The sequence below is a fragment of the Caballeronia pedi genome (assembly GCF_001544915.2).
Taxonomy (GTDB): Bacteria; Pseudomonadota; Gammaproteobacteria; order Burkholderiales; family Burkholderiaceae; genus Caballeronia; species Caballeronia pedi.
Genome location: NZ_FCOE02000029.1, coordinates 36,033 through 57,771, shown reverse-complemented (window position 1 = coordinate 57,771; position 21,739 = coordinate 36,033). Strand labels below are relative to the sequence as shown.

Here is a 21,739-nt window from a genome sequence, read left to right as displayed (position 1 = left end):
ATCATGAACATCATCGACATTCATCCTCATATCATCTCGGATGACGAGAAGCGCTATCCGCCCGCGCCGCTCTTCGGCAAGCGTTCGGACTGGTCGCAGGAAAGGCCCAATACGGTCGAGGCATTGATCGCGGCGATGGACGAAGCGGGCGTCGCGAAGGCGGCGGTCGTGCATTCGTCGACGACGTATGGCTTCGACAACAGCTATGTCGTCGACGGCTGCAATCAGTACAAGGACCGGCTCATCGCGGTGGGTTCCGTCGACATGCTGGCCGACGACGTGCCCGCGGTCATCAAGGGCTGGGCCGACAAGGGCCTGGCGGGTCTGCGTATCTTCACCGGCGGATCGACCAAGGATTTCGATCCCAGCGAACTCGATAACCCGAAGTCGTTCAAGGCGTGGGAGATGCTCGCCGAGCTTAAGCTGCCCATGTGCATCCAGACCGGACCGGTCGGACTGCCGCAAGTACGCATGCTTGCCACGAAGTTCCCGACGGTGAACATCATTCTCGATCACCTCGCGCGTCCCGATGTGCTCGATGGCCCGCCGTACGCCAACGCCGCCAGCCTGTTCGAGCTCGCCGATCTGCCGAACGTTTATATGAAGCTCACGCCGCGCATCTTCGGCGACGTGAAGAAGGAGAAGGCGAGCGCTGAAACGTTTTTCCCACGCGTGGCCGAGGCCTTCGGTGCACAGCGTCTGGCGTGGGGCTCGAACTTCCCGACCTCGCCCGGCAGGCTGAGCGAGATTCTCGCGACGGCCGAGCAAGGTCTCGCGTGCCTCGGCGAGGAAGACCGCGCATGGATTTTCGGCAAGACCGCGCAGACGCTTTATCCGGCTTTGAGCTGAGAAAAAAAGAGAGATCACCATGTCCAACATCCGCCTGAACAGCATCATTCGCGCCTTCGAATCGGGCAAGGCCGCGCACGCCGCTTTCGCCAAGCTCGACAAGCAGACCGCCATCGAGATGAGCGATTCGCCATATGACGGCATCGTGTTCGAGATGGAGCACAACCCGTACGACGTGAGCGCGCTCGGCGACGCGTTGCAGTACATGCTCAGCCGCAAGCAGATTGCCGAGTCTGGATCCGTTGCGCCCAAGGTGACGCCGCTCGCGCGCATTCCCGCGAACGGCGCCGAGATGAACCAGAGCTTCGCCAAGCAGGTGCTCGATCGCGGCGCCTATGGCGTGATCTGGCCGCACGTGGCGACGGTCGAGCAGGCGTATAACGCCGTCGCGTCGTGCCGTTATGCGCGGCCGAAGAACGCGCCGCTTTACGAACCCAAGGGTGTTCGCGGCGATGGTCCCGCGAACGCGGCGCGCTATTGGGGCCTGTCGATGCAGGATTACTACGAGAAGGCCGATGTCTGGCCGCTCGCGCCGCAGGGCGAAATCCTCGTCGGGCTGATGTGTGAGAGCACCCAGGCGATCGACAACCTCGATGACATCCTCGCCAACGTGCCGGGCATCGGCTTCATTCTGATCGGCGAGGGCGACCTCAGCCAGGAACTCGGGCTGCCGCGTCAGTACGATCATCCGGAAGTCGTCGCCGCGATGCGCCAGATCGTGGATACGTGCCACAAGCACAAGGTCGTGGTCGGCAATCCGCATGTCACGGCGAAGAATCATCGCCGCTTGCAGGAGGAGGGCTATCGCTTCCTGATGTCGGCGCCCGCGCGCACCTACGGCGTGGTCGGTCTCGCACGCGAACTGGCAGGTTACTGATGAACGGCGCCGAAAGTCTCGTCGCGACGCTGGTCGGGCAGGGCGTGGACATCTGCTTCGCCAATCCGGGCACCTCGGAGATGCATTTTCTCGCCGCGCTCGGCAACAATCCGAAGATGCGCAGCGTGCTGTGTCTCTTCGAAGGCGTGGCCACCGGCGCCGCCGATGGCTGGTACCGGATGAAGGACACGCCCGCGTCGACGCTGCTGCATCTGGGGCCGGGCCTGGCGAACGGCCTTGCGAACATCCACAACGCGAAGCGTGCGTCGTCTGGCATGGTCAACGTCGTCGGCGAGCATTCGGTGTCGCATCTCAAGTACGATCCGCCGCTGACCTCCGACATCGAAGGTCTCGCGCGGCCGCTGAGCCATTGGGTGCGCCGCGCGGAATCGCCGGACACCATCGCGTGGGATGCGGCGCAGGCGGTGTCGAAGGCGAGCGAGCATCCGGGACAGATCGCCACGCTGATACTGCCCGGCGATACCTCCTGGCAGACCGTGACCGCAACGCCCGCTACGTCGCCCGTTCGCGCCGATGCGCACAAAGCGCCGTCCACCGCGCGCATCGAGCACATCGCGCGCGTGTTGCGCTCGGGCGAGCCGACGCTGATCGTCCTCGCCAACAAGGCAACGCGCGGCGCGGCGCTCGACAAGGCGGGCCGCGTGGCCGCGGCGACCGGCGCGACTCTGGGCTCGCAGTTCTTCACCGCGCGCATCGAGCGCGGCGCGGGTCGGGTGCCGCTCGCGCGCATTCCGTATGCAGTCGCGCAGGCCACGGCGTTCCTCAAGGACTTCAGGCACATCATCACCGTCGAGACGCGCGAGCCGGTGGCCTTCTTCGCGTATCCGGACAAGCCGAGCCTGCTGAAAGCAGAAGGCACGCTCCTGCATACGCTCGTCGACGACGATGAGGATAGCGAAATTGCTTTCGACATGCTCCTGCAGGCGCTCGGCGGGACCAACACGGCGCCCGTGCTCCAGCCACGCATCGAGACGCCGAAGCCGACCGGCGCGCTCAACCCGACGAGCATCGCTCACGCACTGGCCGCGGCGTTGCCCGAGCATTGCATCGTCGTGGACGAGTCGCTGACGACGGGGCGCGAGTCGATGAGCCTGACGATGGGCGCGCTGCCGCACGATCTCATCAACAACATGGGCGGCTCGATCGGTTATGCGACACCCGTGGCGACCGGCGCGGCGCTCGCGTGTCCTGACCGGCGCGTGTTCTGCATGGTCGGCGACGGCAGCGCGATGTACACCATTCAGTCGCTCTGGACGCAGGCGCGCGAGGGGCTCAACGTGACGACCATCATCTTCGCGAACAACAGCTACGCGATCCTGAAGGCCGAATACGCCAACATGGGCGCTGGCGCGCCGGGTGAACGCGCGCTCTCGATGATCGATATCGACAAGCCGAGCATCGACTGGCTCGCGATGGCGAAGAGCATGGGCGTGCCGGCCGTGGCCGTCGAGACGGCGGAGAGTTTCCACAAGGCGTTGGTCGATTCGGCACGAGAGCCGGGTCCGAGTTTGATCGAGGTCAGACTTTAATTAGAAAAGCCAAGCAAAAGGAGTGAGAACCATGACAACGACGCAGACGACCTTGCGCGTCAACCTGGCCGAGTACGCGGTGACCAAAGCGATGCGCGAAGGACGCGTGCGCTCGGACCTCGTGACGCTCGACTACTGCGGACCGACGCCCGCGCACAACGGTTTCAAGGCAATGGTGCGCGAAAGCAAGTTCGACGCCGGTGAACTCGCGATCGTCACGTTCCTGCAGGCGAAGGCGTACGGAAAGCCGTACGTGCTGCTGCCGACGCCGATTTCCGGACGTTTTCAGCATCACTGCGCCGGCTACAACATCGATTTCGGTCATATCGATCCGAAGGACATCGAGGGCAAGAAGGTCGGCGTGCGGACCTACACGCAAACGACCGCGCTGTGGATTCGCGGCATCCTGCGCCACGAATACGGCGTCGATCTCGACAAGGTCACATGGATGACACTCGGCGATGGCCATCTCGCGGAATACAGCGATCCGCAGAACTGCCAGCGCCTGCCGGCAGGCTCGTCGATTCCGCAGATGATGCTCGACGGGCAGCTCGCCGCCGCGCTGCTCGGCGAGGACATGCCGAAGGACGAGCGCGTGCGCACGCTCGTCCCCGACGCGCACGCCGCCGCGAAGGACTGGTTCTCGCGTTCCGGCGTGGTGCCGATCAATCATATGTTCGTGGTGCACGAGAAGCTGTCGAAGGAGCGGCCCGATATCGTTCGCGAGCTGTATCGGATGATCGTCGAGAGCCGTGCGAGCGCTGAGAGCGTGCCTGCCGTGTTTCCGCCGATCGGGCTGGAAGCGAACCGCAAGGGGCTGCAACTGGCGGTCGACTGGGCGTTGGACCAGAAGATCATTCCGCGTCGCCTGTCCGTCGATGAGCTGTTCGACGATGTCACTGGTTCGCTCGGATAAGCGCCCGGAATGACGCCTTCACGCGATTCGTCGTCGTCGTCCGTGGAGGCGCGTACCGATGAAACCTCGCTGCTTCGCCACGCGCCGCTGAGGCGATTTCTCATCGCTCGCTTCGGGTCGATTTCGGCCCAGCAGATGCTGATGCTGGCGATCAGCTGGCACATGTACGACCTGACGTCGAGCGCGTGGGACCTCGGTCTGGTCGGGCTCTTTCAGTTCGTTCCGGGGCTCGCCACGACGCTCGTCGCCGGTCATTGCGCCGACCGGATGCATCGCGGACGCATGGTCGCGGCCTGTCTCGCGGTGCAGGCCGTCATCGCGGCGTTGCTCGTCATCGCCACGGTCGGCCACAGCATGACGCGCGACGTGCTGCTCGGACTGTCGCTCGCGCTCGGTGCGATCCGGCCGTTTCAGATGGCGGGCCAGCAGGCGCTCCTGCCGATGCTCGTTCCGCAGAAACTGCTCGCGCGATCGATGGCGCTCGGCACCGTGGTCCAGCAGATTTCCGTCATCGCCGGTCCCGCGATCGGCGGGATGCTGTTTGCGGTCAGCGTCATCGCGGTCTATCTGACGAGCGCAGTGCTCTTCTGCGTCAGCGCCGTGATGTACGCATGGGTCCGTTACGACTACGTTCCGCCGCCGCGTGAACCTGTCACGGCGAATACGATTCTCGCGGGACTGCGCTTCATCTGGGGCAATCCGCTGTTGCTCGGCGGCATCTCGCTCGATCTGTTCGCGGTGCTGTTCGGTGGCGCTACCGCGTTGCTGCCGGTCTACGCGAAACAGATTCTGCATGTCGGGCCGCAAGGCCTCGGGTTGCTGCGCTCCGCGCCGGCGGTGGGCGCGCTATGCGTCGGTCTCTTTCTCTCCCGACGTTCGATCATCAGCGGAGTCGGCAAGAAGCTGCTGGTCGCCGTCGCCATTTACGGTTGCGCCATCGTCGGCTTCGGGCTGTCGCGGTCGTTTTCGGTCTCGCTGTTGTTGCTGGCGATTTCGGGCGGGGCCGACACGATCAGCGTGATCGTGAGGCAAACGCTGGTTCAACTGGAAACGCCGGATCGCATGCGTGGACGCGTCGCCGCGGTGAACACGCTGTTCATCGGCGCGAGCAATCAACTCGGCGAATTCGAATCCGGCCTGACGGCTGCGTCTTTCGGCGTCGTGGGTTCGGTGGTCGTCGGAGGCTGCGCGACGATACTTGTCAGCCTCGCATGGAGTCGCCTCTTCAAGCCGCTCGCGAGACGCGATGCGTTGCATTGAATGACTTGAGGGTTTCGTTAAGGCATCGGCAATTGATCTCAATGGACCGAACCACCGATGACCCCGATGATGACGATAAGCCTTCCCGGAGTTGATCATGCGAGTCTGGACCTTGAACCTGCTGCGGCGATGCAAGTCATCGCTTGAAGTGTTGAACGACATCCACGGCTTCGTCGATTTGAGCGGCGACCAGCGTAGCGCGAGACGGTCATGAGACAGCAGACCACGTCGCTTCGTTATCTCGTGCACGACTGGCTCGGCGCCGTCGAGAGCATGCGCGTCAGCAGACCGGCTCGCTCGCAACGCATGCCCTGGCGCGTCGTGCGTATCGAAGTCGCGCGCTCGTCCGCTGCGTTCGCGATCGTCTTCTTCCGCCATGGCGATGGGTCATGGTGCATCTATCCACCCGCGACCTTCCCGCCCGCGACGAGATTGTTCAGAACATAGCATCCCTGAATTGTTGCGACGCACACTCGACATGGCTTGATAACTAGGCGTTTTCCCCTAGTATCCTTTTTGGAGGAATACTGGGAGGCGCTGCCATGAAAGCGTTCGTCGAAGCAGTCGTTGCGTTGGTCCTTGCCGCACCGGTCATTTCCTTCGCTCAGGGAGACGGCCAGTCACTCACACGCGCGCAAGTCCGCGCGGATCTCGTTCAGGCCGAAAAGTCCGGCTACAGTCCGACCGCATGGGCCGACTTCCCGGATGGCGAAGTACAGGCGGCGAAATTCCGGCTGGCATCGCAGAAGGCGGCCGCGGCGAAAGCATCCGGCCGTACGTCACAGCCCGGTGATATCGCCCGATAGCGGCCGCTCAGGGCACGCGTATGAACGGGTTATTCAGCAAGGGTGAGTCCTGGAAGCGACTCGGCGCGTTTTCACGCAGGAACTGCTGAATCTGGCTCGACGTGCGCGACACCTTGATCTCGCTGATCATCGACAAGGTCGCGCCGGGCGGTATCGTCACGCTCTGGTTGATCAGCGGATTGAAGCCCACAAAATTGACGATGGGAAAAATCGTAACCTCGCCGAACGAGTTCTGCGGCGCTGGCAGAATTTCCGTGATCGAACGATTCGTGATGACGGCCACCGTCGTGCCGACGATATCGAGTCCGCTGTAATCCGGCACTTCGAGATTCGACTGACTCGGCTTATAGCCGAGACCGCTCATCCACAACTGCACGGGCGCATCGCTCTTGTTCTGGATGTCGACCTTTTCGGTCAGGCGGGATTTGAGCGTTCCCGCGGTGTCGCCGTCGACGGTATAGACGATGCCGCCCAGCACCGTGCCTGACAGCGCGCCTGTGCCGTAACCCAGAATCGGGCCTTGCGCGTGTATCTGATTGGTCGTGACATGCGCGTCTGCGTGCATGTGTCCGAGGTCGATAAAAGTCGAAGGGCCGGATGGATAGATCAGGATTCGCCGGCCGTCGACGTTCCATTCGAGCGTTCTGACGAGCTGCACGGGATCGCTCGGCAGGTTGAGGTTGTAGATGGGGTCGTCGCGCGTGACGGTGAGCGTCGAGTTGTTGTTCGAGGTGCTCACGGCGTCGGCCAGTGCGAGGGCGGGAATGACCAACAGGGCCAGAAGAATCGTTATCGCTCGCATGGCAACCTCCATCGACGTGTTCCAAACAAAACGTTAGTACACCGATGGCAAACTGCAAGGTGAGCGCGTATCAGTCCGATCGTGCGTGAGATTTCTGGATCGCAAAACGAGCGGTTTGGCACGAACGTCCGTCGCGCGTTCTGAATGCGGCTGACAGAGTCTGGACTAGTCCAATCGAACGGCCTAAGTTCGAAGTGCGCACGCATTCACTTGACGTCGTGCCGGGGCGGGGCGTGCGCGAGTGTGGCATTTGCTCTGGGGAGGTCATCATGCCGCAATGCATGCATACTCACGGGCCGTCTCGTCGCATGTTCCTGTGCTGTAGTGCGTCAGCGACTTTCAGCGCACTCATCGGCACACTCCTGACGTCTTCATCCGTCGCCAAAGCCCAGCCTCTCGCGGGCGACGTACCCACGGTCGACCGCGTTGCGCTGCGGGTGGTCACGGATAGCTATCAGCTGGCGATCGCGCCGAGCGGGAGGACAGGCAACGTCGAAGTGACGCGCTTCGGCATGCCGCCCGCAGGCAAATCGTTGCTGGGCGAGTTTGGCTTGTCCATGCACGTCGAATCGAACGGCAATGGCGAGACGCGCAACATGCTGATCGATTTCGGATTCACGTCGGAGACGCTGGAGAACAACCTGTCCATGCTGGGCATTGCCCCGGAACAACTCGATGCACTCGTTCTGAGCCACGGTCATTACGACCATTTCGGTGGACTCGCGGGATTTCTACAGCACAACCAGCGCAGGCTTCGACCCGACCTGCCGTTGTATCTGGGCGGCGAAGAGGCGTTCTGCACGCGCGAGTGGACGGCCGGCAAGATCGAAGATTTCGGCGCGATCGATCGTCGCGCATTGACAGGCGCCAGGATCAGGGTCTTCAGCACTGAAGCGCCGTCGATCATCGCCGATCACGGCTTCACGACGGGAAGGATACCGACCGCATCGTTCGAACAGGTGATGTCGCCGAGCCGCATGCATGTGGGCATCAAGGATGGCATCGGCTGCTTTCCGGACAAGCTCGCGACCGAAAAGCAAAGCGTGCAGGTCATCCCCGATGATTTCCAGCATGAGTTAGCGACATGCTTCAACGTGAAGGGGCGCGGTCTGGTGGTGATCACCTCGTGTAGCCATCGCGGCGTGATCAACACGGTCCGGCGCGCGATGGAGGTTTCCGGCGTCGAGAAAGTGCATGCGGTGGCGGGAGGATTTCATCTGGCGCCGCAAAAGGAAGAGTACGTCAGGCAAACCGTCGCTGCGTTGAAGGACGTCGACCCTGACTACATCATTCCGATGCACTGCTCCGGAGAAACGTTCATCCAGATCGTGCAGAAAGAAATGCCCGAGAAGTTCATTCGTTCATACACGGGAAGCCGCTACGTTTTTGGCGCATAGTAGAACGCCGGCAATGCGTAGTATTTGCCGAGTCCATTAGCGTATTTCTTTCGGTCGCCCGGCTGACGCTCAAGGAGTTGACGATGAAACTGATCTCAGGAATCGCTATGGCGCTATGGGTCGCGGCGGCTGGGTCGTCCCTGCAGCCGGCGAATGCGCAGTCGACTGGAATCCATCGCACGGACCTCGTCAAGCAGGACTTGAGCGCGCCGGGTCGTGAAGGCATACAGGTCAAGGTCGACTTCGATCCCGGTGCGTTTGCCGCCAGACATTCGCATCCCGGTGAAGAGATCGCCTATGTACTGCAAGGCACCCTGGAGTATCGGCTCGATGGGCGGCCGCCCGTGACCCTGAAGGCCGGCGACGCGCTCTTCATTCCAGCGGGGACCGTTCACTCGGCAAGAAATGTCGGCGACGGCAATGCATCCGAACTGGCGACGTACATCGTAAAAAAGGGCGAACCGCTGGTCGTGCCGGCGCACTAGCCTGAAATCGGCCGTCGACATGCGGAGACAACACGATGCTATTGAAAGACACACTCGCGGTAGTAACCGGCGGCAGCAGTGGCATAGGCCTTGCCGCCGCCGAACGATTCGTGTCCGAAGGCGCGCGCGTGGTGATCAGCGGGCGTGATGCGGAGAAACTGCGACGCGCCGCAGAGAAGCTCGGCGAAAACGCGCTGCCTGTCGTTGCGAACGCCGCCAGCACGAACGATATGAAACGGCTCTATGAGCACGCCGCCGACCACTTCCAGTGCAAGGTGAACGTGTTGGTCGCCAATGCCGGTATTTCCCGGCAAACGCCGGTGCGCGATACATCGCTGGAGCAATTTTCCGATGTGTTCGACACCAACGTCGGCGGCGTCTATGTCACCGTGCGCGAGGCGCTGCCCTATCTCGCGCGTCCGGCATCGATCATTCTCGTTGCGTCGCTTGCGGCCGGTCAGGGCACGAAAAACTTCTCGGCATACTGCGCGTCGAAGGCGGCCGTCGTGTCGCTTGCAAAGAGTTTCGCGGCAGAGTTCGTCGAATCCGGCATACGCGTCAACAGCATTTCACCAGGCGTGGCCAATACGCCGATTTTCGACAGCCTGGGCATGTCGGAAGCGCAACTGCTGGACTGGTCGAACGTGATTCCGATGAAACGGCCGGCCGAACCCGCCGAAATCGCCGCCGCCATGCTTTTCCTGGCGTCCGATGCATCGCGCTACATGACCGGCGCGGACCTTGCTGTCGACGGGGGTATGTCGGGCATCAGTCCGTTCTGATGCCGTCGTCGAAGCGATTTTCACGCAGCGTAACGTCGTTCCGCGCTCTGCTGCGGCTGGCGCCTTTCGAGCACGGCGGGCGCGGTTTCCTTCATCGCCAGCGCGCAGCATGACGAGACGATCCCGAGCGAAGAAAACATCAGCGCCGGTCCGATCCAGCCGAACGCGCCATACATCCCGGTCGCGATGATCGGCAACAGACCCGCGATCACCGATGCGCCGTTATAGCCGAGCGAAATCCCCGACGAGCGCACGTTGGCGGGAAACTGCTCGGAGAACCAGCTTGCTTCGACCGCGAAGATCGGATCGTGACTGAAGAGCAGGGACAGCGCGACCGCGACGATCACCATGATGAGCGCGCCGGTGTTGATCAGCATGAACATCGGCACGCCGAACGCGATGGTGAAGAGCGCGCCCATCATGAACACCGGACGGCGTCCGATCCTGTCGCTCAGCGCGCCGTAGATCAGATGGCTCGCGAGACCGAGCGCGGAGCCAATCAACGTGCCCCACAGGACATGACGCGTGGTGGAAATATGCGCGAGCGTGACATACGACAGCATGAAGCTCGTCGTGATGTAGTAGCCGCCCGTTTCCGCCATGCGCAGGCCGATGATCTTCAGGATGCTGCGCCAGTCGCTCTTGATGACTGCGAGCGCGGGCTGCTTCATCACCTTGTTCTCGGCTTTCACGGCTTCGAATTCCGGCGATTCCGACACGCTCATCCGGATGAAGATGCCGATCGCGACCATCACGAAGGACATCAGAAACGGCATGCGCCAGATCCAGTCGCCTTCGAAGAGCGCGCCCGACAACAGGAACGCGCCGTTCGCGAGCAGCAGGCCGAGCGGAATGCCGAGCTGCGGCACCGCGCCGAAGAAGCCGCGCCGCTTTTCCGGCGCGTGCTCGCAAGCCATCAGCACCGCGCCGCCCCATTCCGCGCCGAAGCCGATGCCCTGCACCATGCGCAGGAGAATCAGCAGGATCGGCGCGAGCACGCCGGCCTGCGCGTAAGTCGGCAGGAAACCGATCAGCACGGTGGCGCCGCCCATCGCGATGAGCGACCAGAACAGCACCGCCTTGCGGCCGACGCGATCGCCGTAATGCCCGGCGAGATAGCCGCCGAACGGGCGCATCAGAAAGCCGATCGCGAGCGTCGCGAACGACGCCAGAATGCCGACGATCGGCTCGGTCGTGTGAAAGAAGATCTTGCCGAACCAGGCCGCCGCGGCGGTGCCGTAGATGAAGAAGTCGTAGCTCTCGACCGCCGAGCCGATCATCGACGCGACGGCGACTTTCACTGCGCGGTCTTCGTTGTTGCTGCTCATGTTGTGTCGTCTCCGGATACGTCTTGCGTTGCGCTTTCGGACGAGCGCTATCAACGCGGCAAAGGGTGTGCAGCGCTCAGGCTTGCTTCCAGGTTTCGATGACGCGGCTGTCGTCGCGCAGGCCGAGTCCCGCATCGGCGGCTTCGCGATAGCGCGCGTTCGCGGTCGACAGCAGCGGCACGTCCGCGCCGCACGACTTCGCGGCATCGGCCACGAGATCGCTGTCTTTCACGAAGATGTTGATCGAACTCGTCACGTCGACGTCCGTGCCTTGCAGCATGCGCGGACCGCGATCGGACAGCATCCACGAACCCGCCGCGCCTTTCTCGATGAATTCGAGCACTGCCGCCGGATCGAGGCCGAGCGAGCGCGCCAGATTCAGCGCTTCCGCCGCCGCGACGATATGCACCGAGCACAGATGCTGATTGACGACCTTGATCGCCTGGCCGTCGCCGAGCCTGGAGCCGGTGACGCGCACGCTGCCCATTGCGTCGAGCACGGGGCGCGCGGCGTCGATGTCCCGCGCGTCGCCCGACGCGAAGATCACCAGTTGCCCGGTTTTTGCACGCGCGGTGCCGCCGGTCACGGGCGCATCGACGACGCGCGCGCCCGCTGCCGCGAGGCGTTCGCCTTGCGCGCGCACCGCGTCCGGACCGACCGTCGACATGACGACCCAGGTTTGTCCGTCGAGCTTCGTGCCGACGCTTTCCACGAGCGATGCAAGTTGCTGCGGCGTCGCCACCATCGCGATGACGACGCGCGGCGCGGGCGCGGCCGCGAAGCTGTCGACGGCGGGAAGGCCGCTTTGCTTCGCCAGTTCGAGCGCGCGCGGCGACAGATCGACGCCCGTCACGCTGTGTCCCGCGCCCTGGATTCGCAGCGCCATCGGCAGACCGATTGCGCCGATGCCGACAAATGTCACGTTCATGCTCTTCTCTCCGCTCACTTCAGCCACGTCTTGATGTTCTCGACGATGGACATCGTCGAGATGCCGTAGCGGTCGTGCAGCGTCGGCAGCGCGCCCGCATCGAGAAACTGGTCGGGCAGCGCGACGTGCCGATACTCCGGCATCACGCGATGACGCACGAGCGCGCTCGTCACGGCATCGCCGAGACCGCCGATCACACTGTGGTTCTCCGCGACGATCACGAGACGCCCCGGCTTCCTGCATTGCTCGACGATGGTGGCTTCGTCGAGCGGTTTGATGGTCGGCACGTGCAGCACGCCGACGCTCGCGGAGCCGTCGTCGAGCGCTTGCGCGGCTTCCAGCGCGCGCATGGTCATGATGCCCGACGAGATGATCAGCACGTCCGCGCCGTCGCGCAGCATCTTCGCTTTGCCGAGTTCGAAGCTGTAGTCGTAATCGTCAAGCACGGCGGGCACTTTGCCTCGCAGGAGGCGCATGTAGACCGGGCCGTCGTGCGCCGCGATGGCGGCGACCGCCTGCTCGGTGTCGAGCGCGTCGCACGGGTCGATCACGGTCATGCCGGGAATCGCGCGCATCAGCGCGAGATCTTCCGTCGCCTGATGGCTCGGGCCGTAACCGGTCGTGAGTCCCGGCAGCGCGGCGCAGATCTTCACGTTGAGGTTCTCTTCCGCGATCACCTGATGGATGAAGTCATACGCGCGGCGCGTCGCGAACACCGCGTAGGTCGTCGCGAACGGAATGAAGCCTTCCTTCGCCATGCCGCCCGCCGCGCCCATCAGCAGCTGCTCGGCCATGCCCATCTGAAAGTGGCGCTCGGGAAACGCCTGGCCGAAGATATGCAGGTCCGTATATTTCGACAGATCGGCCGTCATGCCGACGATGTTGCCGCGCTTCTCGGCTTCGGCGACGAGCGCATGGCCGAACGGCGCGGGGCGCGTCTTCTGGCCTTCGGACGCGATCGACGCGATCATCGCGGAGGTCGTCAGGCGGGGCTTCTTTTCAGCGACGGCGCTCATGCCTGGTCTCCCTTTGCGGCTGCGTGGTTTTGGTCGAGCACGGCGATCGCCTGCTGCCATTCTTCCGGATCGACCCGGATGAAGTGATTCTTCTCGCGCGTCTCCAGAAACGGCACGCCCTTGCCCATCAGCGTATCGAGCAGGATCACGCGCGGCTTCGCTTCGGTCAGCGCGCGGCAGCGGTCGAACGCCGCGACGAGCGCGGGCATGTCGTTGCCGTTCACGCGCTCGACGTGCCAGCCGAACGACACGAACTTGTCCGCGAGCGGCTCGAAGCCGAGCACGTCGTGCGACGCGCCATCGGCCTGCTGGCGGTTGATGTCGACCATCGTGATCAGATTGCCGAGACCGTGATGCGCGGCGGAAAGCGCAGCTTCCCAGGTCGCGCCTTCGTCGAGCTCGCCATCGGACATCGAGTTGTAGACGAAGGCAGGATTGCCCTTCAGACGCAGGCCGAGCGCCATGCCGACGGCGATCGTCAGACCCTGGCCGAGCGAGCCGCCCGAGATTTCCATGCCGGGCGTGTAGGTCGCCATGCCGGACATCGGCAGACGGCTGTCGTCGGAACCGTAGGTTTCCAGCTCTTCCTCGGGGATCACGCCCGCTTCGATCAGCGCCGCGTAGAGCGCGATCGCGTAGTGGCCGTGCGAGAGCAGGAAGCGGTCGTGGCCTTCCCATTCGGGCTCGCCGGGGCGGATGTTCATCGCGTGGCACCAGGCGACGGCGAGGGCATCGGCGAGTCCGAGCGCCTGGCCGATGTAGCCCTGGCCCTGAACTTCGCCCATGCGCAGCGCGAAGCGGCGAATGCGATACGCGTGATGGTCGAGCTTCGCGACCGTGGCGGACTGCGCCGACGCCGAGCCTGCTTGCGGCTCGGCCTCTGTGATCATTGTCATGGCTGTTCCTGCGAAAGACGGGAGTGAGTGCCTCGACAACCCCCGATGGCTGCAGTTGTCTCCTGTTCAGCAATCGGACGGGTGTAGGAACGAGGTTGGCCTAATTTAGCCTTGACAACCGGGGCTGACAAAAGAAAAGATTGCACCAACTATTGAATGCCATTCACGAATCACGCGCATGAACGTCTTCCGCAAGGTTCCGCTTTCGTATATCCGGGTTTTCGAGGCTGCCGGGCGCACGCTGTCTTTCGCCGACGCCGCGCGCGAGCTGAGCCTGTCGCCGAGCGCGGTCAGTCATTCGGTGCGCAAGCTGGAGGATCTGCTCGGACATCGCCTGTTTCTGCGCAGCACGCGCGAAGTGCGTCTGACGCGCGAAGGCGCGATTCTGATGGAGCACATTCAGCGCGGCATGGACGAGATGCAGCGCGGTTTCGCGCTGCTGACGCGCGAGGAGCGCACGCCGCTGCGGCTGCACACCGCGCCGAGCTTCGCGACGCAATGGCTGCTGCCGCGGCTCGCGGGTTTCGTGCGCGACCATCCGAACATCGATTTGCGGTTTTCGGCGAGCACGGACTACGCGCGTTTCGACGACGACTTCGATCTCGACATCGTCTATGGCGAGCCGAAGCCATCGCCGCACGAAAAGATTCCGCTCGCGCTGGAAGGGCTTGCGCCGCTGTGCACGCCCGCGCTCGCGGAGCGCATCCGCAAGCCGGAAGACCTGTATCACATGCCGTTGATTCAGTGCGAAGTGCAGATGTATCAGTGGAAAGGCTGGTTCGAAGCCAATCAGCTGCCGCCGCCGACGCATTACGGCCTGCGCTTCGACCGCAGTTCGATGGCGATCGCCGCCGCCGTCGATGGCCTGGGCGTCGTGCTCGAATCGACGTTGCTATCCGAACGCGAGCTGCAACGTGGCGAACTCGTGCGCCCGCTTGCCGGTTCGACGCGCGAAGTGGAATACGTCGGGCATTACCTCGTGCATCCGCGCAGGGCGCATCGGCACGAGGCATTCGAGACCTTCAAGGCGTGGTTGCTGAACGCGCTCGGCATCGCCGACGCATCATGACACCACGTTGACCGGATGGCCCGCGACGAAGGCCGCGACGTTGTCCATCAACTGGTCGGCGAGCGTTTGCTGCGCTTCATCCGAGGCCCACGCGACGTGCGGCGTCACGATCACGTTCGGCCGGTTCGCAATACGCATCAGCGCGTTGTCGGGCGCGGGCGGCTCGGTCGTCAGCACGTCGAAGCCGATGCCGCTGATCAATCCTTCGTCGAGTGCGGCGACCAGCGCGGCTTCATCGACGAGACCGCCGCGCGCCGTGTTGATGATGAGCGGCTTCTTCTTCATCGCGCGGAATTCGGCGCTCGACAGCATGCCGCGCGTCGCTTGCGTAAGCGGGCTGTGGATCGTGATGACATCGCTGGTCGCGAGCACGTCGTCCCACGGCGCGTAGAGCGGCCCCATGTCGCCGCGCCCTTTGTGCGCCGCGAATTTCGGCTTCATGCCGAACGCCTTCGCGATCTCCGCGACGCGCTGCCCGAGCACGCCCTCGCCGATGATGCCGAGCGTCGCGCCGCCGAGATCGCGGATCGCGTGATTGAAGAAGCAGAACTGGCCGGACTTCTGCCATTCGCCGGCGAGCACGTCATCGCGATACGCGATCAGGTTGCGGCGCAGCGCCAGCATCAGCGCGAAAGTATGCTCGGGCACGGTATTCACCGCATAGCCGCGAATATTCGACACGACGATGCCGCGCTGCGCGCACGCCGCCTTGTCGACGACATCCGTGCCGGTGGCCGCGACCGCGACGAGCCTGAGCGTCGGCACTTGCGCGACGACATCCGCGCTGATCGCCACCTTGTTCGTGATGACGATGCTCGCGCCCTGCAAACGCGACGCGACTTCGTCGGGCGCGCTGCGGCCGTATTCGACGAGTTCGTGTGCGAACGCGGGACGCTTGAGCGTGATCTGCGGCGCGAGCGTTTCGCGGTCGAGAAAGACGATCTTCTGCATGGTGTTCCTGAGTTGAAGGTTCAAAGATGCCGCTTCACTTCGGCGACGACGTGCGCCGGCGTGATGCCGAAGTGCTCGTAAAGCGTCTCGGCCGGTCCCGATGCGCCGAAGCCCTTCATGCCGACGAAGCCGTCGCGTTCGCCGAGATAGCGGTCCCAGCCGAAGCGCACGGCAGCTTCCACGACGACGCGCACGCTGTCGACGCCGAGCACGCTCATGCGATACGGCGCGTCCTGCTCGTCGAAGAGTTCACAGCACGGCATCGATACGACCGCGGTCGCGATGCCCAGCGCCTGCAACTGCTCGCGCGCGGCGAGCGCAATCGCGACCTCCGATCCCGTCGCGATGAGCGTGACGCGCCGTGGACGGCCATCCGCATCCGCGATCACGTAGCCGCCGCGCGCGCTCAGGTTCGCGTCGTCGTGCGTGCGGCGCACGAGCGGCAGCGCCTGACGCGCGAACACCATGGTGCTCGGGCCGGTCTTGCGCTCGTACGCGAGCATCCAGCATTCGGCGGCTTCGACGGCGTCGGCGGGACGGAACACGCGCATGTTCGGCATCGCGCGCAAGGACGCCAGGATTTCGACGGGCTGATGCGTGGGGCCGTTCTTGCCGACGCCGATCGAATCGTGGCTGAAGACGAATTTCACCGGCAAGCCCATCAGCGCGGCCATCCGCATGGCCGGGCGCTCGTAGTCGGCGAACGCGAGATACGTGACCGAGAGCGGCACGACGCCGCCGTGCGCCGCCATGCCGTTCGCCATCGACCCCATCACGTGCTCGCGCACGCCGCAATGCACGTACGCGCCGCCGCGATCCTCGGCGGTGAACGCGCGCAGGCTGCGCTTGTGGCTCGTCGGCGCTTCGAGGTCCGCGCAGCCGATCATGCGTTCGGGCAGCACGTTCACGAGCAGATCGTTGATCTCGGCGGAAATCATGATGCCGCCGGGCGCTTCGTCCTGCTTCGTCGCTTCGCGCTTGTAGTCTTCGAGCGTCCGGCGCCAGCCAGCGGGCAACTCACCCGCCTGGATGCGATCGAATTCGGCGCGATCTTGCGCGGACAGCGACGCGAGCCGCTCGCGCCATGCGCGATACTCGCCTTCGCTGCGACGGCCCGCGTCGCGCCAGGTTTTCAGCACATCGGCGGGAATCTCGAAGGCCGGGTGCGGCCAGTTCAGTTCGTTGCGTGCGGCATCGGCGTCCTTCTCGAAGAGACGTCCGCTATGGCCGCCGCGTTGACCCTGCAAGCGTGCGATGCCGCGTGCGATCACCGTGCGGCACGCGATCATCGACGGACGCGGGTCCTGCTTCGCTGCTTCGAGCGCGCGGGACACCGCTTCGAGATCGTGCCCGTCGACTTCGACGACATGCCAGCCCGCCACGCGAAAACGCGCGCTCACGTCCTCGCTGATGGACAGCGCCGTGCTGCCGTCATCGGTGATGCGGTTGTCGTCCCAGCACAGAATCAGCTTGCCGAGCTTCAGATGCCCGGCGAGCGAGATCATTTCCTGCCCGACGCCTTCCTGCAGACAGCCGTCGCCGACGAACGCATAGGTATGGTGATCGACGATGCGATCGCCGAACTTCGCGCTCAGATACGCTTCCGCGACCGCCATGCCGAACGCGTTCGCGATGCCTTGCCCGAGCGGTCCCGTCGTCACTTCGATGCCCGACGCGGTATCGAATTCCGGATGGCCTTCGCAATGCGAGCCCATGTCGCGAAACGTCCTGATCTGATCGATGCCGAAGTTCGCGTAACCCGTCAGATGCAGCACGGCGTAGAGCAGCATCGAACCGTGCCCGTTGGACAGCACGAAGCGGTCGCGGTCGGGCCATTGCGGATCGGCGGGATTGAACTTCAGATGGCGCGTGAACAGTGCGGTCGCGATTTCGGCCATGCCGAGCGGCACGCCCTGATGACCTTCGCCCGCGCGCACGATGGCGTCGATGGCGAGAAAGCGAATGGCGTTCGACAGCGGCTGCGTGTCGATGGAAGACATGACTTCTCCTTGCCGCTCCGGCGAGGAGCGGCATCAAAGGGACCGGAAGAGAGTTATTTCAGGAAGCCCGTGGAGATCCACGGAATGGCGGCGACGAGAATCAGGCCGGCGATCAGCGCCAGGATGTAGCCGATGATCGGCTTCATGCCTTCGTCGGGATGGATGCGGCTCACCGCGCACGCCGAGTAATAGCCGACGCCGAACGGCGGCGCGAACAGGCCGACGCCCATCGACAGGATGACGACCATGGCGTAGTGCACCTCGTTGATGCCCATTTGCCGCGCGATCGGGAACATCAGCGGGCCGAACAGCACGATCGCGGGAATGCCTTCGAGCACGCTGCCGAGCACGATGAACACCAAAATCGACGCCGCCATGAACATCCACGCGCCGCCGGGCAGCGCGGCCATGGTGCGCGCGAGCTGGCCCGAGAAGCCGGATTGCGTGAGCGCCCACGCCATGCTCGTCGCCGCGCCGATGATGAGCAGGATCGCGCCGGAGAGGGCGGCGGTATCGATCAGCATCGGCTTGAGGCGCGTCCATTCGAAGCGGCGATAGATCAGCAGGCCCGCGAGAATCGCATACGCGATGCCGATGGTGGACACCTCCGTGGCCGTCGCGACGCCTTCGACGACCGCCGCGCGAATCACGAACGGCAACGCGAGCGCGGGCAGCGCGATGGCGAGCCGGCGCACGATTTCGCCGCGCGTCGCGCGCTTCACGTTCGACAGATCGTCCACGCGATACCGCCACCACACGACCGCGCACAGCGTGATCGCAAGCACGACGCCCGGCAGCATGCCGCCCGTGAACAGCGCGGAAATCGACACGCCCGTGACCGAACCCAGCGTGATGAGCACGAGGCTCGGCGGAATGGTTTCGGTCTGCGCGCCCGTCGCCGCGAGCAACGCGACGAGATCGCCGGGTTTCGCGCCGCGCGCCTTCATCTCGGGAAACAGCACCGGCGCGACGGCGGCCATGTCGGCGGCCTTGGAGCCGGAGATGCCGGAGACGAGATACATCGCGCCGACGAGCACGTACGACAGGCCGCCGCGCACGTGGCCGAGCAGGCTCGCGAGGAACGCGATCATCGCGGCCGCCATGCCCGTCATCTCGATCAGCTGGCCGAGGAACACGAACAGCGGCACCGACAGCAGAATCAGATGCGACATGCCTTCGTCCATGCGCCCGACCACGACGACGAGCGGCGTGCTGGTCGTCAGCGCGAGATAGCCGAAGGTCGCGAGGCCGAACGAGAAGGCGATCGGCACGCCCGACAGCACGCACACCGCAACCAGCCCGACGAAGAAGATCAGCAGGTTCAGATTGCCGAGATCCTTCAGCACGGGACTCGCCGCGTAGAACGCGCCCGCGATGGCCGCGACCAGCGCGAGCGCGCCGAGCACGAGCTTCCAGTCGCCGACGCGCGCGAGCCGCAGGCACGCGACCAGCAGCATCAGGCCCGAGCCGATCGGCAGCGCCGCCGCGCGCCACGAGTTGGGAATGTCGAGCGCGGGCGTCGTGATGAAGGCTTCGTCCTGCGCGAAATCGAAGGCCGGACCGACGACCATCGCGAGGAATGCGAGCGGCGCGGCGATCGCGACGACATCGAGAAACGCGCGCACGCCCGGCGACGCCATGCCGACCAGCGCAGTCATCCGCATGTGCTCGCCACGGCGCAGCGCGACGACCGCGCCGAGCATCGCGAGCCAGAGGAACAGCATCGACGCGAGTTCATCGGACCAGACGAGCGGCGTATGCAGCACGTAGCGGCTCGTCACGCCCGCGAGCAGCACGAGGATTTCGGCCACGACCAGCAACGCAGCCGGAATCTCCACGAGATGGCCGAGCACGGTATCGAGTTTCGCGGCGACACTGCGATGCGGCGCCGGATGCGGAAGCATGATCGTCTGCATGGTCTTCATACCAGTTTGCCGGTGTACTTCTCGAGTGCGCCCCAGCCTTGTTCGCCGTACTTCGCTTTCCAGTCGGTATAGAAGCTGGTTTTCTTCAGCGCGCTGCGGAAGGCTTCGCGATCCACGTCGACCATGTTGATGCCCTTGGCTTTCAGGTCATCGCGCAAGGACAGGTTCAGCTTCGCGATGTCCGCGCGCTGATTCATGCCGGCGGCCTCGAATTCGCGCGTGACGATCGCGCGCATGTCGGCGGGCAGCTTCTCCCACGCGCGGCGGTTGCCGAGAATCCAGTACGCGTCCCAGACGTGCGAGGTCAGGCTGATCGACTTCTGCACTTCGTAGAGCTTCGCCGTCGCGATGATCGGCAGCGGATTTTCCTGACCTTCGACCACGCCCGTCTGCAACGCGGAATACAGTTCGTTGAAGTTGATCGGCGCGGGACCGGCATCGAGCGACTTGAAGAGCGACGTGAGCATCGGCGCCTGCGGCACGCGGATCTTGAAGCCCTTCAGGTCGGCGGGCGTCTTCACCACGCGCGTCGACGAACTCACCTGACGGAAGCCGTTGTCCCAGGGCTTCGATACCGCGATGATCCCCGACTTCTCGATCTGCTGACGGATATAGCCGCCGAGATCGCCGTCCATCGCTTTCCAGACCGTGTCGTAATCCGGAAACGCGAAGCCCGTATTGACGATGCCCGCGGCGGGCGTCAGCGTCGCGAGAATCGACGAAGCCAGGTTGAAGAACTCGACGCCGCCGCTGCGCACCTGCGAGAGCAGGTCGGTGTCGGAGCCGAGCTGGTTGGCGGGAAAGAGCTTGATATCGACGCGGCCGGCGGTGGCTTCGCGAATCTTGTCGCACGCCTGCTGGCCGCGAATGTTCACCGGATGCGTCGGGTCCTGTCCGGTCGCGAGCTTGTACGAAAACTCCGCCGCCGATGCGCGGCGCGTCGTGATGGCAAACAGCGGCGCGGCGGCGGCGATGGTCGCGCCCGCCTTCAGAAACGTGCGCCGGTCGATGCCGCTGTCCTTCGTGCGAATGGTCATGGTGTGCTCCTCCAACCTGATGATGTCGATATAAGTGTTGTTATCCGATGCCGCGCCCTTTGCGCGTGAGCGTTTATCCGTGGATCAGCATGCCTCCGTTCACGTCGATGACGGCGCCGGTGATGTACGAGGAAATCGGCGCGGACAGAAACAGGAACGCGCCCGCGACGTCATCGGGTACGCCGAGACGATTGAGCGGAATGCCCGCGAGAATCTCGACGCGCTTTTCGTCGCTGATCTTGCCCGCGTTGATATCGGTCTGAATCAGGCCCGGCGTCACGCAGTTCACGCGGATGCCGTCGACGCCGAACTCGCGCGCCATCGCTTTCGCGAGACCGAGCACGCCGGCCTTTGCAGCGGAATAGTGCGGGCCGCCGAGAATGCCGCCGCCGCGCTGCGCCGACACCGACGACATGCAGCCGATCGAACCGCCGCCGTTGCGCTTCATCACCGGCACGACCGCCTGCGAGAGATACAGCACGCCGCGCAGGTTCACATCGAGAATGCGGTCCCAGCTCTTGCTGTCGATATCGAGCAGCTTCACCGCCTGCGTGATGCCCGCGTTGTTGATGAGAATATCGATGGTGCCGAGGTCCGCGACGATGCTGTCGACGGCGGCGTCGCAGGCGGCGCGGTCCGTCACGTCGCATACATAGCCGCGATGTTCCGGGCCGATGCTGCTGGCGGCTTCGCGCGCGGCGGCGGCATCGAGATCGAGAATGACGACCTTCGCGCCGTGCTTCGCGAACATGCGCGCCGTCGCCATGCCGATCCCGCGCGGCGATGCCGCTCCTGAGATGACGGCGACCTTGCCTTCGAGAAGACGCGACTCTGACATGATGGGATGCTCCTGATAGGGGTGAGG

Annotated in this window: 21 protein-coding genes; 11 read left to right on the top strand and 10 right to left on the bottom strand. The window is 64.1% G+C overall.

Annotation, left to right across the window (positions count from 1 at the left end):
* Nucleotides 1–3: 3 nt before the first annotated feature.
* The 7 genes from AWB80_RS30790 (at nucleotide 4) to AWB80_RS30760 (ending at nucleotide 6,258) form a co-directional block, all read left to right on the top strand.
* Nucleotides 4–849 (top strand): amidohydrolase family protein, encoded by an 846-nt coding sequence (locus AWB80_RS30790; protein WP_208635713.1) that lies wholly within the window; start codon nucleotides 4–6, stop codon nucleotides 847–849.
* Nucleotides 850–868: 19 nt separating this feature from the next.
* Nucleotides 869–1,726 carry an HpcH/HpaI aldolase family protein gene (locus AWB80_RS30785; protein ID WP_061178472.1) on the top strand — a complete coding sequence of 286 codons (858 nt, stop codon included), beginning with the start codon at nucleotides 869–871 and terminating at the stop codon, nucleotides 1,724–1,726.
* Nucleotides 1,726–3,276: an acetolactate synthase large subunit gene (locus AWB80_RS30780; protein WP_061178471.1), complete on the top strand. Its 1,551-nt coding sequence runs from the start codon at nucleotides 1,726–1,728 to the stop codon at nucleotides 3,274–3,276. The genes AWB80_RS30785 and AWB80_RS30780 overlap by 1 nt, the downstream gene beginning before the upstream one ends.
* 31 nt (nucleotides 3,277–3,307) lie before the next feature.
* Complete coding sequence (locus AWB80_RS30775) at nucleotides 3,308–4,192, top strand: substrate-binding domain-containing protein (protein WP_061178470.1); 885 nt, start codon at nucleotides 3,308–3,310, stop codon at nucleotides 4,190–4,192.
* 9 nt (nucleotides 4,193–4,201) lie between these two features.
* Entirely contained in the window at nucleotides 4,202–5,452 is a 1,251-nt protein-coding gene (locus tag AWB80_RS30770) for an MFS transporter (protein WP_087131718.1), read from the top strand.
* A 210-nt stretch (nucleotides 5,453–5,662) separates the two neighbouring features.
* Nucleotides 5,663–5,899, top strand: coding sequence for a hypothetical protein (locus tag AWB80_RS30765; protein WP_061178469.1), 237 nt, complete (start codon nucleotides 5,663–5,665; stop codon nucleotides 5,897–5,899).
* A 95-nt stretch (nucleotides 5,900–5,994) separates the two neighbouring features.
* Nucleotides 5,995–6,258, top strand: a complete 264-nt coding sequence (locus AWB80_RS30760) for a DUF4148 domain-containing protein (RefSeq protein ID WP_061178468.1) — start codon at nucleotides 5,995–5,997, stop codon at nucleotides 6,256–6,258.
* Nucleotides 6,259–6,265: 7 nt separating this feature from the next.
* On the opposite strand, the gene AWB80_RS30755 is transcribed toward AWB80_RS30760, so the two are convergent.
* On the bottom strand, nucleotides 6,266–7,060 hold the full coding sequence (locus AWB80_RS30755) for a hypothetical protein (protein WP_061178467.1): 795 nt from the start codon (nucleotides 7,058–7,060) through the stop codon (nucleotides 6,266–6,268).
* A 269-nt stretch (nucleotides 7,061–7,329) separates the two neighbouring features.
* On the opposite strand from AWB80_RS30755, the gene AWB80_RS30750 reads away from it, so the two are divergent.
* From AWB80_RS30750 to AWB80_RS30740, 3 genes are all read left to right on the top strand, one after another.
* Nucleotides 7,330–8,457, top strand: a complete 1,128-nt coding sequence (locus AWB80_RS30750) for an MBL fold metallo-hydrolase (RefSeq protein WP_061178466.1) — start codon at nucleotides 7,330–7,332, stop codon at nucleotides 8,455–8,457.
* Between the two features lie 83 nt (nucleotides 8,458–8,540).
* Nucleotides 8,541–8,942 (top strand): cupin domain-containing protein, encoded by a 402-nt coding sequence (locus AWB80_RS30745; protein WP_061178465.1) that lies wholly within the window; start codon nucleotides 8,541–8,543, stop codon nucleotides 8,940–8,942.
* Nucleotides 8,943–8,977: 35 nt separating this feature from the next.
* Nucleotides 8,978–9,724, top strand: coding sequence for an SDR family NAD(P)-dependent oxidoreductase (locus tag AWB80_RS30740; protein ID WP_061178464.1), 747 nt, complete (start codon nucleotides 8,978–8,980; stop codon nucleotides 9,722–9,724).
* 20 nt (nucleotides 9,725–9,744) lie between these two features.
* Here the strand turns inward: AWB80_RS30740 and AWB80_RS30735 are convergent, their stop codons facing one another.
* The 4 genes from AWB80_RS30735 to AWB80_RS30720 all read right to left on the bottom strand — a co-directional run bounded on the left by AWB80_RS30735 (nucleotide 9,745) and on the right by AWB80_RS30720 (nucleotide 13,892).
* Complete coding sequence (locus AWB80_RS30735) at nucleotides 9,745–11,052, bottom strand: MFS transporter (RefSeq protein WP_160147485.1); 1,308 nt, start codon at nucleotides 11,050–11,052, stop codon at nucleotides 9,745–9,747.
* 76 nt (nucleotides 11,053–11,128) lie between these two features.
* Nucleotides 11,129–11,980: an NAD(P)-dependent oxidoreductase gene (locus tag AWB80_RS30730; protein ID WP_061178463.1), complete on the bottom strand. Its 852-nt coding sequence runs from the start codon at nucleotides 11,978–11,980 to the stop codon at nucleotides 11,129–11,131.
* Between the two features lie 14 nt (nucleotides 11,981–11,994).
* On the bottom strand, nucleotides 11,995–12,996 hold the full coding sequence (locus AWB80_RS30725) for a transketolase family protein (RefSeq protein ID WP_061178462.1): 1,002 nt from the start codon (nucleotides 12,994–12,996) through the stop codon (nucleotides 11,995–11,997).
* Nucleotides 12,993–13,892 (bottom strand): transketolase, encoded by a 900-nt coding sequence (locus tag AWB80_RS30720; RefSeq protein ID WP_279628678.1) that lies wholly within the window; start codon nucleotides 13,890–13,892, stop codon nucleotides 12,993–12,995. Before AWB80_RS30720 ends, AWB80_RS30725 begins: the two co-directional genes overlap by 4 nt.
* Nucleotides 13,893–14,070: 178 nt before the next feature.
* Between AWB80_RS30720 and AWB80_RS30715 the strand changes: the two genes are divergently transcribed.
* Nucleotides 14,071–14,961: a LysR substrate-binding domain-containing protein gene (locus tag AWB80_RS30715; protein WP_061178460.1), complete on the top strand. Its 891-nt coding sequence runs from the start codon at nucleotides 14,071–14,073 to the stop codon at nucleotides 14,959–14,961.
* On the opposite strand, the gene AWB80_RS30710 is transcribed toward AWB80_RS30715, so the two are convergent.
* From AWB80_RS30710 to AWB80_RS30690, 5 genes are all read right to left on the bottom strand, one after another.
* Nucleotides 14,956–15,912, bottom strand: a complete 957-nt coding sequence (locus tag AWB80_RS30710; RefSeq protein WP_061178459.1) for a D-2-hydroxyacid dehydrogenase — start codon at nucleotides 15,910–15,912, stop codon at nucleotides 14,956–14,958. The genes AWB80_RS30715 and AWB80_RS30710 overlap by 6 nt on opposite strands.
* 20 nt (nucleotides 15,913–15,932) lie before the next feature.
* Nucleotides 15,933–17,912, bottom strand: a complete 1,980-nt coding sequence (gene tkt / locus AWB80_RS30705) for a transketolase (protein ID WP_061178458.1) — start codon at nucleotides 17,910–17,912, stop codon at nucleotides 15,933–15,935.
* A gap of 53 nt (nucleotides 17,913–17,965) precedes the next feature.
* On the bottom strand, nucleotides 17,966–19,828 hold the full coding sequence (locus tag AWB80_RS30700; RefSeq protein WP_061178512.1) for a TRAP transporter large permease: 1,863 nt from the start codon (nucleotides 19,826–19,828) through the stop codon (nucleotides 17,966–17,968).
* 5 nt (nucleotides 19,829–19,833) lie between these two features.
* Complete coding sequence (locus AWB80_RS30695; RefSeq protein WP_061178457.1) at nucleotides 19,834–20,874, bottom strand: TRAP transporter substrate-binding protein; 1,041 nt, start codon at nucleotides 20,872–20,874, stop codon at nucleotides 19,834–19,836.
* Between the two features lie 73 nt (nucleotides 20,875–20,947).
* Complete coding sequence (locus tag AWB80_RS30690; protein ID WP_061178456.1) at nucleotides 20,948–21,712, bottom strand: SDR family NAD(P)-dependent oxidoreductase; 765 nt, start codon at nucleotides 21,710–21,712, stop codon at nucleotides 20,948–20,950.
* Between the last annotated feature and the right edge of the window lie 27 nt (nucleotides 21,713–21,739).

Coding starts and splice junctions, on each gene's coding strand:
- AWB80_RS30790 (WP_208635713.1), top strand. CDS start 4: ATGAACATCATCGACATTCATCCTCATATCATCTCGGATGACGAGAAG.
- AWB80_RS30785 (WP_061178472.1), top strand. CDS start 869: ATGTCCAACATCCGCCTGAACAGCATCATTCGCGCCTTCGAATCGGGC.
- AWB80_RS30780 (WP_061178471.1), top strand. CDS start 1,726: ATGAACGGCGCCGAAAGTCTCGTCGCGACGCTGGTCGGGCAGGGCGTG.
- AWB80_RS30775 (WP_061178470.1), top strand. CDS start 3,308: ATGACAACGACGCAGACGACCTTGCGCGTCAACCTGGCCGAGTACGCG.
- AWB80_RS30770 (WP_087131718.1), top strand. CDS start 4,202: ATGACGCCTTCACGCGATTCGTCGTCGTCGTCCGTGGAGGCGCGTACC.
- AWB80_RS30765 (WP_061178469.1), top strand. CDS start 5,663: ATGAGACAGCAGACCACGTCGCTTCGTTATCTCGTGCACGACTGGCTC.
- AWB80_RS30760 (WP_061178468.1), top strand. CDS start 5,995: ATGAAAGCGTTCGTCGAAGCAGTCGTTGCGTTGGTCCTTGCCGCACCG.
- AWB80_RS30755 (WP_061178467.1), bottom strand. CDS start 7,060: ATGCGAGCGATAACGATTCTTCTGGCCCTGTTGGTCATTCCCGCCCTC.
- AWB80_RS30750 (WP_061178466.1), top strand. CDS start 7,330: ATGCCGCAATGCATGCATACTCACGGGCCGTCTCGTCGCATGTTCCTG.
- AWB80_RS30745 (WP_061178465.1), top strand. CDS start 8,541: ATGAAACTGATCTCAGGAATCGCTATGGCGCTATGGGTCGCGGCGGCT.
- AWB80_RS30740 (WP_061178464.1), top strand. CDS start 8,978: ATGCTATTGAAAGACACACTCGCGGTAGTAACCGGCGGCAGCAGTGGC.
- AWB80_RS30735 (WP_160147485.1), bottom strand. CDS start 11,052: ATGAGCAGCAACAACGAAGACCGCGCAGTGAAAGTCGCCGTCGCGTCG.
- AWB80_RS30730 (WP_061178463.1), bottom strand. CDS start 11,980: ATGAACGTGACATTTGTCGGCATCGGCGCAATCGGTCTGCCGATGGCG.
- AWB80_RS30725 (WP_061178462.1), bottom strand. CDS start 12,996: ATGAGCGCCGTCGCTGAAAAGAAGCCCCGCCTGACGACCTCCGCGATG.
- AWB80_RS30720 (WP_279628678.1), bottom strand. CDS start 13,892: ATGACAATGATCACAGAGGCCGAGCCGCAAGCAGGCTCGGCGTCGGCG.
- AWB80_RS30715 (WP_061178460.1), top strand. CDS start 14,071: ATGAACGTCTTCCGCAAGGTTCCGCTTTCGTATATCCGGGTTTTCGAG.
- AWB80_RS30710 (WP_061178459.1), bottom strand. CDS start 15,912: ATGCAGAAGATCGTCTTTCTCGACCGCGAAACGCTCGCGCCGCAGATC.
- tkt (WP_061178458.1), bottom strand. CDS start 17,912: ATGTCTTCCATCGACACGCAGCCGCTGTCGAACGCCATTCGCTTTCTC.
- AWB80_RS30700 (WP_061178512.1), bottom strand. CDS start 19,828: ATGCAGACGATCATGCTTCCGCATCCGGCGCCGCATCGCAGTGTCGCC.
- AWB80_RS30695 (WP_061178457.1), bottom strand. CDS start 20,874: ATGACCATTCGCACGAAGGACAGCGGCATCGACCGGCGCACGTTTCTG.
- AWB80_RS30690 (WP_061178456.1), bottom strand. CDS start 21,712: ATGTCAGAGTCGCGTCTTCTCGAAGGCAAGGTCGCCGTCATCTCAGGA.